This is a genomic window from Paenibacillus sp. sgz302164 (assembly GCF_056120505.1).
Window position 1 is genome coordinate 64,478 of record NZ_JBVYOL010000024.1, and the last position, 13,043, is coordinate 77,520.

General features: G+C 51.8%; 12 protein-coding genes. 7 read left to right on the top strand and 5 right to left on the bottom strand.

Translation table 11 applies throughout. From position 1 onward, the window contains the following. Nucleotides 1–125 precede the first annotated feature (125 nt). From AC0LWT_RS30410 to AC0LWT_RS30420, 3 genes are read left to right on the top strand one after another with little or no spacing between them, the layout of a single operon-like run. Nucleotides 126–1,667: an ABC transporter ATP-binding protein gene (locus tag AC0LWT_RS30410; RefSeq protein WP_474685034.1), complete on the top strand. Its 1,542-nt coding sequence runs from the start codon at nucleotides 126–128 to the stop codon at nucleotides 1,665–1,667. Further along, the gene (locus tag AC0LWT_RS30415; protein ID WP_474685035.1) at nucleotides 1,660–2,739 is read left to right on the top strand and encodes an ABC transporter permease; all 1,080 of its coding nucleotides are present in this window, start codon (nucleotides 1,660–1,662) and stop codon (nucleotides 2,737–2,739) included. The genes AC0LWT_RS30410 and AC0LWT_RS30415 overlap by 8 nt, the downstream gene beginning before the upstream one ends. Nucleotide 2,740: 1 nt before the next feature. Then, nucleotides 2,741–3,724 carry an ABC transporter permease gene (locus AC0LWT_RS30420; protein ID WP_474685036.1) on the top strand — a complete coding sequence of 328 codons (984 nt, stop codon included), beginning with the start codon at nucleotides 2,741–2,743 and terminating at the stop codon, nucleotides 3,722–3,724. Nucleotides 3,725–3,800: 76 nt separating this feature from the next. Here the strand turns inward: AC0LWT_RS30420 and AC0LWT_RS30425 are convergent, their stop codons facing one another. The 3 genes from AC0LWT_RS30425 to AC0LWT_RS30435 all read right to left on the bottom strand — a co-directional run bounded on the left by AC0LWT_RS30425 (nucleotide 3,801) and on the right by AC0LWT_RS30435 (nucleotide 6,747). Beyond that, a complete protein-coding gene (locus AC0LWT_RS30425) occupies nucleotides 3,801–4,481 on the bottom strand; it encodes an RloB family protein (protein ID WP_474685037.1) in 681 nt (226 codons plus the stop codon). Between the two features lies 1 nt (nucleotide 4,482). Then, nucleotides 4,483–5,742: an AAA family ATPase gene (locus AC0LWT_RS30430; protein WP_474685038.1), complete on the bottom strand. Its 1,260-nt coding sequence runs from the start codon at nucleotides 5,740–5,742 to the stop codon at nucleotides 4,483–4,485. A gap of 141 nt (nucleotides 5,743–5,883) precedes the next feature. Next, on the bottom strand, nucleotides 5,884–6,747 hold the full coding sequence (locus tag AC0LWT_RS30435) for an AraC family transcriptional regulator (protein ID WP_474685039.1): 864 nt from the start codon (nucleotides 6,745–6,747) through the stop codon (nucleotides 5,884–5,886). A 209-nt stretch (nucleotides 6,748–6,956) separates the two neighbouring features. On the opposite strand from AC0LWT_RS30435, the gene AC0LWT_RS30440 reads away from it, so the two are divergent. From AC0LWT_RS30440 to AC0LWT_RS30450, 3 genes are read left to right on the top strand one after another with little or no spacing between them, the layout of a single operon-like run. Beyond that, nucleotides 6,957–8,138 (top strand): galactokinase, encoded by a 1,182-nt coding sequence (locus tag AC0LWT_RS30440; RefSeq protein ID WP_474685040.1) that lies wholly within the window; start codon nucleotides 6,957–6,959, stop codon nucleotides 8,136–8,138. A gap of 1 nt (nucleotide 8,139) precedes the next feature. Beyond that, nucleotides 8,140–9,129 carry a UDP-glucose 4-epimerase GalE gene (gene galE, locus AC0LWT_RS30445; protein ID WP_474685041.1) on the top strand — a complete coding sequence of 330 codons (990 nt, stop codon included), beginning with the start codon at nucleotides 8,140–8,142 and terminating at the stop codon, nucleotides 9,127–9,129. Nucleotides 9,130–9,185: 56 nt separating this feature from the next. Then, nucleotides 9,186–10,763, top strand: coding sequence for a UDP-glucose--hexose-1-phosphate uridylyltransferase (locus AC0LWT_RS30450; RefSeq protein ID WP_474685042.1), 1,578 nt, complete (start codon nucleotides 9,186–9,188; stop codon nucleotides 10,761–10,763). A gap of 18 nt (nucleotides 10,764–10,781) precedes the next feature. Here AC0LWT_RS30450 and AC0LWT_RS30455 read toward each other — a convergent pair whose 3' ends face one another. Both AC0LWT_RS30455 and AC0LWT_RS30460 read right to left on the bottom strand, forming a co-directional pair. Further along, nucleotides 10,782–11,045: a hypothetical protein gene (locus AC0LWT_RS30455; RefSeq protein ID WP_474685043.1), complete on the bottom strand. Its 264-nt coding sequence runs from the start codon at nucleotides 11,043–11,045 to the stop codon at nucleotides 10,782–10,784. Between the two features lie 24 nt (nucleotides 11,046–11,069). Further along, entirely contained in the window at nucleotides 11,070–11,483 is a 414-nt protein-coding gene (locus AC0LWT_RS30460; protein WP_474685044.1) for a hypothetical protein, read from the bottom strand. A gap of 533 nt (nucleotides 11,484–12,016) precedes the next feature. Between AC0LWT_RS30460 and AC0LWT_RS30465 the strand changes: the two genes are divergently transcribed. Beyond that, the gene (locus AC0LWT_RS30465; RefSeq protein ID WP_474685045.1) at nucleotides 12,017–13,015 is read left to right on the top strand and encodes an acrylyl-CoA reductase family protein; all 999 of its coding nucleotides are present in this window, start codon (nucleotides 12,017–12,019) and stop codon (nucleotides 13,013–13,015) included. Nucleotides 13,016–13,043: the final 28 nt, after the last annotated feature.

Consider the following 13,043-nt stretch of genomic DNA (forward strand, 5'->3'; position numbering starts at 1 on the left):
AGGCTGGTTGCATAACTAGCCTTGTTCTTTAGTTCTCAAGGTTTTTCTCCCTATCTCCTACTTCGCTTCATGAAGCGATACCGTCTTATTGCACTTCCTCTAAAAATAATCAGTAGGGTGATCCGATGAGCACAGTAACCCCTGTTGTCGAGCTTTACAATATTACGAAGCGGTTCCCGGGAATCGTTGCCAATGATTCGATCAGCTTGCAGCTGCATAAAGGTGAAATTCATGCATTGCTCGGAGAGAACGGAGCGGGCAAGTCGACGCTCATGAACATTCTCTTCGGTTTGTACCAGCCGGATGAAGGCCATATTAAAATTCAAGGCAAGGAAGTCAATATCGACAGCCCGAACCGGGCGATTGAGCTCGGAATCGGCATGGTGCATCAGCACTTCAAGCTGGTGCAGCCTTTTACGGTTACGGAAAATATCATTTTGGGCATGGAGCCCAAAAAAGGGATGAATATAGATTACCGCACCGCTCAGGAAAAAGTGCGCAAACTGTCCGAGCAGTACGGATTGAAAGTCGATCCGAAAGCAAAAATTGAAGACATTTCCGTCGGCATGCAGCAGCGTGTGGAGATTTTGAAAACGCTGTATCGCGGTGCGGACATTTTAATTTTCGACGAACCGACGGCGGTGTTGACTCCGCAGGAAATCAGCGAGCTTATGGAGATCATGGACAATTTGGTGAAGGAAGGCAAATCCATCATTCTAATTACCCATAAGCTGAAAGAAATTATGGAAATTGCCGATATGGTGACGATTATCCGCAGGGGTAAAGTCATCGACACGCTGGAGTGCGCGAAGGCCAATCCGCAAATTTTGGCGGAAAAGATGGTCGGGCGCGACGTATCGTTTAAAGTAAGCAAACAGGAAGCGAAGCCTGGACAACCTGTTCTGCAGGTGCAGAATTTGACGGCGCGCAACCAGCAAGGCCTTGCTTCGCTGAAAGGGCTCAATTTTGAAGTCCGGGCCGGCGAAATTTTGGGTATCGCAGGTGTCGACGGCAACGGACAGAGCGAGCTGATCGAGGCGCTGACCGGGCTGAGGCCGGTGGACAGCGGGCGCGTATTGCTTCAGGGCAAGGAAATCACCAATCATTCCGTAAGGGCGATCTCGGAAGCCGGATTGTCGCACATTCCGGAGGACCGCCATAAGCACGGGCTGGTGTTGGATTTTACTATGAGCGAGAACATGGTTCTCGAAACGTATTTTCATCCGGAATATAATCGCAGAGGTTTTTTGAACTACGATGCCATAGACAAGCATGCCGAGGAGTTAATTCAAAAATTCGACGTGCGTACGCCAAGCATATATAACAACGCTCGTTCCTTGTCGGGCGGCAACCAGCAGAAGGCGATCATTGCGAGGGAGATTCACAAGGACCCGAGCCTGCTTATAGCGGCGCAGCCTACTCGCGGTCTGGATGTCGGAGCCATTGAGTTCGTGCACAAGCAGCTGATTGAGCAGCGCGATAAAGGGAAGGCTGTGCTGCTGATTTCTTTTGAATTGGATGAAATTATGAACGTATCGGATCGAATTGCTGTTATTTATGAAGGACAAATTGTGGGTGAAGTGCTGCCGCAGGAAACGAACGACCAGGAGATCGGGATGCTGATGGCGGGCAGCAGGAGCACGAAGGAAGGAGCAGCCCATGAATAAAGCTATAAGGGTTTTTACCGGCGATACTGTGGTCATGCCGCTCGTCGCGATTGTGCTCGGGCTTATATTCGGGGCGCTCGTCATGCTCGCCGGGGGTTACAACCCGATTGATGCCTATATCGCACTGTTCAAACGTATTTTCGGCAGTCCTTACGATCTTGGAGAAACGGTTCGATCGATTACGCCGCTGATTTTGACCGGTTTATCCGTTGCTTTTGCGTTCAGGACAGGCCTGTTCAATATCGGAGCCGAAGGCCAGGTCGTCATGGGCATGACCGGGGCTACTTTAATCGGCGTGAAAATCCAAGGGCTTCCATGGTTCATTCATGCACCGCTGGCTGTTCTCGCAGGAGCGCTGCTCGGCGGCATTTGGGGAGCTATTGCCGGTTACCTCAAAGCGAAGCGCGGTGTGAATGAGGTCATTACGACCATTATGTTGAACTGGATCGCGCTGTTTTTGTCAAATTATATCGTGAATGCATTTTTGCTGGAGCCCAAGCAGCAGCGCTCTTATATGATTCAGGAGTCGGCCATGGTCAATATCGGCTGGCTGTCGCAGCTGATGGATAACGCTCGAATTCACTGGGGGACCTTGATAGCGCTGCTTGGCGCCGTCGCTTTCTACGTCATCCTCTGGAAAACAAAGCAAGGCTTCGAACTGCGGGCTGTCGGCCACAATATCCATGCGGCCCAATACGCGGGCATGGACGTCAACCGCAACATCGTGAAAGCGATGTTCATCAGCGGCGTCTTTGCCGGGCTCGCCGGAGTATTTGAGATTCTCGGCGTGTTCCACTATCAGGTTGTGGCTGCGGCGTCTCCAGGCTACGGTTTTGACGGCATTGCGGTATCGCTTCTGGGGGCCAACAATCCGTGGGGAATTATTCTCGGAGCGGCTTTGTTCGGTGGTCTGACATACGGTTCGGCCGGGATGAGCTTTGGCGCGGACGTGCCGCCGGAAATTATTCGCATCGTGATCGGATCGGTTATCTTTTTTGTAGCGACGCAAGGGATCGTAAAATGGATACTTCTCCCATTCTATGCGAAACGCAAGAAAGAGAGGGCGTTGTAACATGGATTTTCTTACAATATTGAATACGACGCTTACCAAAGGCAGCGAGCTGATCAATACGACGCTTGTATTTTCAACGGCGCTTATTTTTGGGGCTTTGGGCGGCATTTTCTCGGAAAGATCCGGTGTGGTCAACATCGGTATCGAAGGGCTGATGGTTTCCGGCGCCTTTGCATCGGCGGTCGGAACTTACTATGCGGAAGAAGCGAATATGGGCGCTTGGTCTCCGTGGATCGGGCTTTTGGCGGCGGTGGCGTTTGCGCTTATCTTTGCCTTGATTCATGCGGTGGCGTCGATTACGTTCAAAGCGAATCAGGTGATCAGCGGGGTCGTCATTAACTTTATGGCGGCCGGCGTTACGGTGTATTTGGTGAAAATTTTGTTTAACGGCGCCGGACAAACGGAAACACTGGACGATGTGTTCAGCAAATACGCGATTCCCGTGCTGTCGCAAATTCCGTATCTTGGGTACGCGATATTCACCGCTTATCCAACGACATATTTGGCGTTAATTTTAGTCGCGGTCACGTACTATGTGCTGTTCAAAACTCCGTTCGGCCTTCGGCTTCGCTCGGTCGGCGAGCATCCTAGCGCCGCGGATACGATGGGCATTAAAGTGAATCGCATCCGTTACATGGCGGTGCTCATCAGCGGCGCGCTGGCCGGGCTGGGCGGAGCGACCATCACGCTGACGACGACAAGCAATTTCTCGCACAATACGATTTCCGGGCAAGGCTTCATCGCGATGGCTGCCATGATCTTCGGCAAGTGGCATCCGTTCGGTGCGCTGGGCGCGGCGGTATTTTTCGGCATGGCGCAGGCGTTGAAAAACTTTTTGCAGCTGTTCGATTTCACGAAAAGCATTCCGCAAGAATTTTTGTACATGCTGCCGTATGTACTGACAATTCTTGTGCTGGCCGGCGCAGTAGGCAGGGCCAAAGCCCCATCCTCGCTCGGCGAGCCTTACGATCCGGGCAAACGATAACAGCAAACATGCACCTGAACGGGCGACTAAGCTCGAATGGGTGCATGTTTTTGTTTTTAATATTAATAATAGAAGTCTATAATTCCGATTTATGCATTTCGTCCAGAATTCGCTCCATTAACGTATACACTAGAGTGAAGGGGTTCATTTGACGAATATGTATGTCTATGGAAAGCCCTTGTTCTTTATATGTCTGGTCTAAGGTTTGAGCGATTGAAATAGCTTTCCTTATGCTATCCCCGTTCCCAATTATTTGCCGAATCATGCCTTTATCCGATTTTTCATAATCCGCTCTGCCAAGTACCGCTTTAAGACGCTCAAAAATCTTAGTTTTTGTGTCTGAAAAATTAACATTAACATCTTCAAAATGCATGAGCAGCCATATTTCAAAGGATAAATTGCTTGGCAGTATTACGTAATCGTGGGATGAAAGCTGCATTTCGGAAATAGCTTCTTCGATCTCGGGAGGAGCGTCGCAGTCGAAAATCAAACACTTCTCGTATAGGCCGTATTTGCGCAAATTGTTATCGTCATTCAAATAATGATTCGCGAAATTAAGAACTCTTCTCGCATTCCCTCCGGCCAAAGTAGGAACGATATCGATATGGGAATATTTGTTGCGGTTTTTTTGTATGATCGCGGCAAAGAATTCGAAATAATTGACTTCAGTCGTGCCTTCACAAAAAAGAAGGATTTTGCCTAAATGACCTGCCTTCGTATCTGACGACCTTGGAATGAAAGGGTTTAAACGTACCATATTAATTCCTGCCGTTACTTAAGCGGGACGTTTTGAAAATGGGTATTGCGCCGTATTTACCGTTAAAATAATCTTTATTGTAGGTGGCGATAGATCGAATGGCTTTCAAATCAGAAAGAGAATAAATTTGAGATACTCCCTTGTCGTCCTTATCAACAAACACAACCTCGTCTCGACGGAACTGATTTTTGTTTAATATGGACGTTTCGTGAGTGGTGAAAACGAGTTGGGCATAGTTGGAATTAGCTTCGGACTGAAACATATCCACGATAAATTTGGTGAGTAAGGGATGCAGTCTGGCGGACAGTTCGTCGATTATGAACACACCTCCGGTTTCCATCAGAATCAAAATTCGCTGAATAAATGATAAAAAACGCAATGTCCCGGAAGATTCTTTGGAAAGATCAAAAGCTTTGCTGCCGACCCGGTTGCCCTCTGCATCATAGATGGGGTGAACGGTTTTGATAACAGGAATCTCTTGTTCCTCGCCAGTTTTGGGATGCAGCCGCATTTCTTTCTCAACGGTGATATTCTCAATACCCACGTCAATTAAATTTACATAATCGGCAACTTGCATGCGGAACATTTCATTGTCGAGCAATTTTTTAGAGTTAAAAACGGATCCGGCCGTACCTTTGATAGTAGATTCTAGAACTAATTCGTGGTACACATTAAAATTTTTCTGAAAAAAGCCCTTGAAATGATCAATCATTTCCTTGACTTTATCCGTGGCGAAATAGTCGAGAACGGAAAGATACAATCGGTCCTCGCGGTATTTGCTCAGATTTTGAAGCTGCCCCCGATACTTTGGACCGTATTCAAGTCCCTTGTTTGCATCGCGATCAAAAACAAGATCTTTGTCAACATACAGCCATTCCGACTTAATCGTCGTTCCGGAGAATGAAAATCCATACTGAAAAAGGAATTTTTGGTAAATGAATATCATTTCAAATTCAACCGATTCCTTTTCTGCATCCGTTAATAGAAAAGGTTCGATAGAGGTCAAGCGATCTGATTCGTCATAGGCGGTAGAGTCCTGAAAAAGTTGATTTAGAATAAATCGTTTAAACCAATAAAGGGCACTAATCAAATTGGATTTGCCGCTCGCGTTGGCCCCGTAAATGGCGACTGTCTTCAATAAGTTGAAATATTTTGTAGAAATGATATGCGACTCATGCTCTTTGTAGAAAGCAGCCCTCATATCAAGAACAGCGTCGTTCTGAAACGATAAAAAATTATTAGCACGAAACATAACCAGCATGTAAGCACCTCCATACACAACTTGCAAATTGATTGCTATTTTTTTGCAATTATAACCGTATTATATACGAAAAAGAAGCAATTTAAACTGATTTTTGCAAAAAAATCGAAAATACCGAAAGGGTTGATTGATTTTGTTTAATCATAGCTGCAAAGATTTCATCCGGTTGCGGTACTCTGTAGGCGACACGCCATACAAGCGGCGGAATTGCTTCGAGAAGTACAGCGGGTCGTGAAAGCCGACCGAGGAGGCGATTTGTTCCACGGTAAGCTCAAGACGCTCGCGCAGCAGCTGCCTGGCTTTATCGATGCGCAGTTTGAGCAGGAATGTCACGGGTGTCACTTTCGTGTGACGTTTGAATATCCGCGACAGGTAGGCGCGGTTGTAACCGAGGTTTTCCGCCATGAGCTCGATGGTGATCGGCTCGGCGTATTGGGTGGACAAGTAGTGAATCGCCTGCTGCACGACGCGATCGTTCTCCGCATCGGCGACCGCCCAGGACGTGGAAGGGATCGCAAGCGCCGCGCAGTATTCCGAGAGCAGCAGGTGCAAATATCCGCTCGCTTTCAATTGCGCATTAGCGCCCCGCGCCCGAAAGGCGTGGCGGATTTGGTGGAAAATGACCGGAATATGGCGGTTTCGGCCCATTCGTACAATCGGACGGGCGGAGCTGATCCCGGTCTCGGCGACAAGCCCCGCAGCGCGCGGACCCGTGAAGGCGATCCAGCAGTAGTGCCAAGGTTCCTCCGGGTCGGAGATGTAGCTGACCAACTGCTCGGGTTCGATAAGAAAGCTGTCTCCAGCGCCAAGCTCATATTCCTCTCCGCGGCACGTAAAAACGCCTTTTCCTGATATGATATAATGTATCAAATAGTAATCGTACACTTTGGGGCCCAGACGATGCTCCGGCTTGGTCTGGCTTTCTCCCGTAAACAGCACGAGCAGTTCGCTATCCTGAGACGTTAGCGGATTGGAAACCACGTAGTAGCTGTGAGGCTTCGGCATAGCGGCGCTATCCTCCTTCTATGTGAACGGCATTCCATGCGGTATCCTCCGATTTTAGCATAGTTCCATCTGCAAATGAATGCTGTAAATCACATTTTTCCATGTAATAATAACATCCTTCCATAGTCAATCACTACGCGATCTCTTATACTGTAGTTACAAACATTCCAAATACAACGAATCTCATTCCCACAAAAGGCGGTGCCGACATGGCAGATTTGCAAGCGTTAAAGCAGACATTTATTGAGATTTACGGAGATTCTTCAGCGGCAATTTCGGCTTTCCATGCGCCAGGAAGGGTAAATTTGATCGGGGAGCATACCGACTACAACGGCGGTTACGTATTCCCTGCGGCGCTGACGTTCGGAACGACGATGCTGGCTCGTCCGAGAGCGGATCACAAGATCGGCTTTGCCTCTACGAACATGGAGCTGCGCAAACAAATTTCCATAACGGATATGGCATATAACGAAGCGGACGACTGGATGAACTATCCCAAAGGAATCGTAGTCCATCTGGCTAAAGAAGGTTTTCCGGTGACGAAAGGCTACGATCTTTTGTTCCACGGCGAAATACCGAATGGCGCAGGTCTTTCTTCATCGGCTTCGATTGAGGTGGTTACGGCTTTCGGCCTCCTGATGCTGGAAGGTTATCCGACCGACACGGTGAAAATCGCGCTTCTCGCGCAAAAAACGGAAAACCAGTTCGTCGGCGTCAACAGTGGCATTATGGACCAATTTGCGGTGGCGAACGGCAAGCGGGATCACGCGATTTTGCTGATGTGCGATACGCTTGAATACGAGTATGTGCCGTTCCGGGGCGGCAGCTACAGACTTGTGATCGGCAACACGAACAAGCGCAGAGGGCTTGTCGATTCCGCCTACAACGAAAGAAGAAGCCAGTGCGAGCAAGCCGTCGTTTACTTGCAAAAGCAGTTCCCTGACATCACGCTGCTCGGCCAAATCAATCTGGAGCAGTTTGGCGCATACAAGCACCTAATTCCTGACGAGACGGTCCGCCGCAGAGCGCAGCACGTTATTGAGGAAATCGACCGCGTCCTGCAATCGATCGAGGTGCTGAAAGCGGACAACCTGGAGGCGTTCGGCAAGCTGATGATCGGCTCGCACGACTCGCTGCGCGACTTGTACGAAGTGACCGGCCCCGAGCTGGATACTATGGTGGAAGCGGCGTTGAAAGTTCCCGGCGTGCTTGGCGCGCGGATGACGGGGGCGGGTTTTGGCGGTTGTACGGTTTCTTTGGTGCATGAAGACAGCGTGCAGACATTTATTGAACAAGTAGGCCGGGAATATACCGGAAAAACAGGTTTGACGCCAAGTTTCTACGTATGTGAAATCGGGAATGGAGTCGAAAAAATCGGGGAGGCGTTGTAAAATGGCGATTTTGGTCACCGGCGGAGCCGGGTATATCGGCTCGCATGCGGTAGCGGAGCTGCTGGCGAAAGGCGAGGAAGTTGTCGTTGTCGACAATTTGCAGCAGGGGCATCGCGAAGCGGTTCTGGGCGGCAAGCTGTACGTTGGAGATTTGCGCGACGGCGAGTTTTTGGACACGGTGTTCAAGGAAAATGCGATTGATGCGATCATTCATTTTGCGGCGAATTCGCTTGTGGGCGAGAGCATGACCAACCCGGCGAAATATTATCATAACAACGTATACGGCACGCTGTGCCTGCTGGAGAAAATGAACGAGTACGGCGTGAAAAAAATCGTATTCTCCTCCACGGCGGCGACTTACGGCGAGCCGGAAAACATTCCGATCCTCGAAACGGATCGTACTCTGCCTACGAACACGTACGGCGAAACGAAGCTGGCTATGGAAAAAATGATGAAGTGGTTCGATGCCGCACACGGCATCAAATATGTGTCGCTGCGCTATTTCAATGCGGCGGGAGCCCACGCGAGCGGCAAAATCGGCGAGGATCACAGCCCCGAAACGCATTTGATCCCGATCATCCTTCAGGTGGCGCTCGGCCAAAGACAGCACATTTCGATCTACGGCGACGACTATGCGACGGAGGACGGAACGTGCATCCGCGACTACATTCATGTCAGCGACCTGGCGAGCGCGCACATCCTGGCCGTCGAGAAGCTGCGCCAGGGCTCGGACAGCAGCATTTACAACCTGGGCAACGGCAGAGGCTTCTCGGTAAAAGCCGTCATCGACATCGCGCGCAAAGTGACGGGCCATGCGATACCGGCTGTCGTGGAGCCGCGGAGAGCCGGCGACCCTGCCGTCCTGATCGCCTCTTCGGAGCGGGCAAGAACGGAGCTCGGCTGGAAGCCGTCGCGCGATTCGCTTGAAGCTATCATCGAGAGCGCATGGAATTGGCATCAAAACCACCCCGGCGGCTACGGGGATAAGTAAGGAATAATTCGAAGCCCGGTTACAGCGCAGAGATTATGGAAAGGAGCAGGGCGACCATGGAACGGAACGGAACGACGCCGCCTCGTGCGGCATTGACGATAGAACGGCTGCTGCAGTTCGCGAAGCAAAACGGACTTGTAGAGCCGCTTGATATGTATGCATCAAGGAACGCGCTTTTGGATTTATTCGGCCTCGCCGAGCCTTATGGCGGCGAAGTGCCGGACGAGAGGCTGGACAGCCCTGTCGAGCTGCTGGAGCAGTTGCTTGACGACGCTTACGAGGCAGGCTTATTGGAAGACAATACGGCGACATACCGGGATTTGCTGGACGCCAAAATTATGGGGTTATTGATGCCGCGCCCTTCTGAAGTCGTGCATCAGTTCCGGACTACCGCCAAGCTGCAGAGCTTGGAAGCGGCTACGGACTATTTTTACAAGCTGTCGATTGACTCGAACTACATCCGCATGGATCGAATCCGCAAAAACGCGTATTGGTTAGCCGGCACGGATTACGGAGATCTGGAAATTACAATCAATCTGTCCAAGCCGGAAAAAGATCCGAAAGAAATCGCGCTGCTCAAAACGCTGCCGCAAAGCAGCTATCCCAAATGTTTGCTGTGCGCGGACAATTTGGGCTACGCAGGGCGGGTGGATCATCCGGCCAGACAGAACCTCCGCGTCATTCCGCTGAGATTGGACGAGGAGAACTGGTATTTCCAATACTCGCCTTATGTGTACTATAACGAGCACAGCATTATTTTCCACGAGCAGCACATTCCGATGAAAACGACGGCGCAAACGTTCCGCAGGCTGCTCGATTTTATCGATCAGTTCCCGCATTATTTCATCGGCTCGAATGCGGATTTGCCGATCGTCGGCGGTTCGATTCTGAACCATGACCATTTCCAGGGCGGACGCCACAAATTCCCGATGGAAAAAGCGCCTGGCGAAGCGGTTTTCGCGCACCCGGATTTCGCCGGCGTGAAGGCCGCCATCGTCAAATGGCCGATGTCGGTCCTCCGCCTGAGCAGCCACAACAAAGAGACGCTGTACAAGCTGGCGAGCAAGCTGCTCGACGATTGGCGAGCGTACAGCGATGCGGAAGCGGAAGTTCTGGCTTTCTCCGAGAAGGACGGACAGCGCATCCCGCATAACACGATCACGCCGATCGCCCGCAACAATGCGCGGGGCGAGTACGAGCTTGACCTGGTGCTGCGGAATAACCGCACCAGCGAAGAGCACCCGGATGGCATCTTCCATCCGCACCGGCACTTGCATCACATCAAGAAGGAAAATATCGGCTTGATTGAAGTTATGGGGCTGGCGGTGCTGCCGGGCCGCCTGCAGCAAGAGCTGGCGCAGATCGCGCAGCTCCTCGCCGGCACAGCCGGCTTCGGCCGCGAGATCCGCGAGGACGCGGACCATCCGCTGCACAAGCATGCAGCGTGGATCGAGTCGCTGATCGCGAAGCATGGATCAGCGATGACTCCGGCAGCGGCGGACGCAGCGCTGCAAGCGGAAGTCGGCGGCAAGTTCCTGGACGTGCTGCTCGACGCCGGCGTGTTCAAACGCACCGGGGAAGGGCAGCAAGCGTTCCGCAGATTTCTCGACGCCGCCGGGTTTGCGAGCAGCTAGCCCCGGCGCCGATGCCGGCTAGCGTATCGCTGGCTTCGTTTGCGAGAAAGCCTGCAAAAGTGCAGTTTTTTGCTCCTTGATACGCTGGCAACGGAGAATTCCTGCAAAAGTGCAGGTTTTCCATCGAACACGTGGGCTCAGACCCGTTTTAAGCGAAAATTCCTGCACAATCGCAGGCTTTTCGTCAAAACGAGCCGCTTTCACGGAAAAAGCCTGCACTTTGGCAGGCTTTTTGTCAGAACGGGATGTTTCTATGGAAAAAGCCTGCATTTCCGTTTTCACCAAAACTAGCTACTTTCACGGAAGTTAGCGTATCACAGGTTTGGTTTGCGAGAAAGCCTGCAAAAGTGCTGTTTTTTGCTCCTTGTTACGCTGGCAACGGAGAATTCCTGCAAATGTGCAGGGTTTCCATCGAACACGTGGGCTCAGCCCCGTTTTAAGCGGAAATTCCTGCACAATTGCAGGCTTTTCGTCAAAACGAGCCGCTTTCACGGAAAAAGCCTGCACTTTCGCAGGCTTTTTGTCAGAACGGGATGTTTCTATGGAAAAAGCCTGCATTTCCGCTTCCGCAGGTTTTCCGCCAGAACGAGCTGCTTTTGGCAGTCCGCAAATTAGCGCTCTTGTCGGCGACCCTAACAAAGGCATCGTGGCTTTCTCGGGCTGGCTGGCTTTTGCAGGTTGGCCGGCTCTCTCAAGCCATTTGACGGACGGTTGGGTCAAGAACGAATTTTTTGCCTTACAGCGATGGGCTATCCCTCAGGTCTAATTCGGCCTTTTTGGGGTGGCCCTTATTTTTTGTACTTGCGAAAAATATGGCTGGCTTGCCGGACGTATGCTAAGTTGTTGACGCGAGTTGATGTGAGTTGGCCGGGTGGCGGTTGGGCAGGGGCGTGAGCGCGCGGTGCGGCCTGCCTGAGATGACTAGCGCAACTAATTGAACTAGGAGTCTGTCCGATGAACCACGTAGAAGGTATATAAGCAAAATGACAGTCATTATGCAGTGTGAGCGGCAATATATGCAGTCATGATTCACCTGGTATGCACAAAAGTAACTCCGTCGGACAGTCTCCCAGGAGCGTAGTTGTATCTTGTAAAATGCAGGCTGCCTCATTTTCCCGGTTCGAAGATCCGGTTTATTTTCGCTTTTTGCGGGTTCGGCTTGACGGCTTAGCATATGATTGGAAACAGCCTGTCTATTTTAGTAAACTGGAAGGGTGGGGCTATAATTCGGTTGAAGCTGAGGAGGCGATGGCATGGGGATGTTTCGGGCTTTACAGGTGGGCCGGACTGAGGGTGTTTTTTTCGCTGAGGTTGCAGAACTGCATATAGATAATCTTCCTCCCGGGCAGGTGACGATCCGGGCGGCTTACTCCGGCATTAATTTCAAAGATGCGCTGGCCTGCAGCCAGGAGGGGCGTGTGGTGCGTTCTTTTCCGATGGTGCCGGGGATTGATGTAGCGGGGACAGTTGTTGCTTCCAGCGATGAGAGATATCGGGAAGGCGACGATGTCGTGGTGACCGGTTACGAGCTGGGAACCGGTCATTTTGGCGGGTTCAGCGAGTGCGTGCGCGTACCCGCTGATTGGGTCGTGCCGCTGCCGCAGGGGTTGACTCATCGCGAGGCGATGATTCTCGGCACGGCGGGCTTCACTGCGGCGCTGTCCATCGAGCGCCTGGAACGAAGCGGGCTGAGCCCGGGGCAAGGGCCCGTGCTCGTGCGCGGCGCGACGGGCGGTGTCGGCAGCCACGCGGTTTCCATGCTTGCCAGCCTCGGATACGAGGTCGAGGCCGGTACGGGCAAATCGGCGGAGCGCGACTATTTGCTTGGGCTTGGCGCCGCGCGGATACTGACGCGCGAAGAGCTGAGTCCCGCCGAGAGCAAGCCTCTCAACAAAGAGAGATGGGCGGGAGCGGTGGATCCCGTAGGCGGCGCATCGCTGGCCTATTTGCTGAGCAGCATGCGCTATGGCGGCTCTATAGCGCTGAGCGGTTTAACGGGCGGTACGGATTTTGCCGCGGCGGCGTATCCTTTTATCCTGCGGGGCGTGAACTTGCTGGGCATTGATTCAGTATACTGCCCGATGCCGCTTAGACAGCAGCTTTGGCAGCGGATGGCGGGCGCGATCAAACCGTCCCGTCTGGACGAGATGGTCAGCCGCGAGATTGCTTTGGATGAAATTCCGGCGGCTGCGGCCGATATTTTGCAGGGGCGCATTCGGGGCCGTGTGCTGGTACGGCTAGGCGAGGGCTGAAGCGCTATCGGAACTGAGAAGGGGAGAA

What these genes read in the sequence shown, in the direction of transcription:
- AC0LWT_RS30410 (WP_474685034.1), top strand. Translation starts at nt 126, where the DNA reads ATGAGCACAGTAACCCCTGTTGTCGAGCTTTACAATATTACGAAGCGG.
- AC0LWT_RS30415 (WP_474685035.1), top strand. Translation starts at nt 1,660, where the DNA reads ATGAATAAAGCTATAAGGGTTTTTACCGGCGATACTGTGGTCATGCCG.
- AC0LWT_RS30420 (WP_474685036.1), top strand. Translation starts at nt 2,741, where the DNA reads ATGGATTTTCTTACAATATTGAATACGACGCTTACCAAAGGCAGCGAG.
- AC0LWT_RS30425 (WP_474685037.1), bottom strand. Translation starts at nt 4,481, where the DNA reads ATGGTACGTTTAAACCCTTTCATTCCAAGGTCGTCAGATACGAAGGCA.
- AC0LWT_RS30430 (WP_474685038.1), bottom strand. Translation starts at nt 5,742, where the DNA reads ATGCTGGTTATGTTTCGTGCTAATAATTTTTTATCGTTTCAGAACGAC.
- AC0LWT_RS30435 (WP_474685039.1), bottom strand. Translation starts at nt 6,747, where the DNA reads ATGCCGAAGCCTCACAGCTACTACGTGGTTTCCAATCCGCTAACGTCT.
- AC0LWT_RS30440 (WP_474685040.1), top strand. Translation starts at nt 6,957, where the DNA reads ATGGCAGATTTGCAAGCGTTAAAGCAGACATTTATTGAGATTTACGGA.
- galE (WP_474685041.1), top strand. Translation starts at nt 8,140, where the DNA reads ATGGCGATTTTGGTCACCGGCGGAGCCGGGTATATCGGCTCGCATGCG.
- AC0LWT_RS30450 (WP_474685042.1), top strand. Translation starts at nt 9,186, where the DNA reads ATGGAACGGAACGGAACGACGCCGCCTCGTGCGGCATTGACGATAGAA.
- AC0LWT_RS30465 (WP_474685045.1), top strand. Translation starts at nt 12,017, where the DNA reads ATGGGGATGTTTCGGGCTTTACAGGTGGGCCGGACTGAGGGTGTTTTT.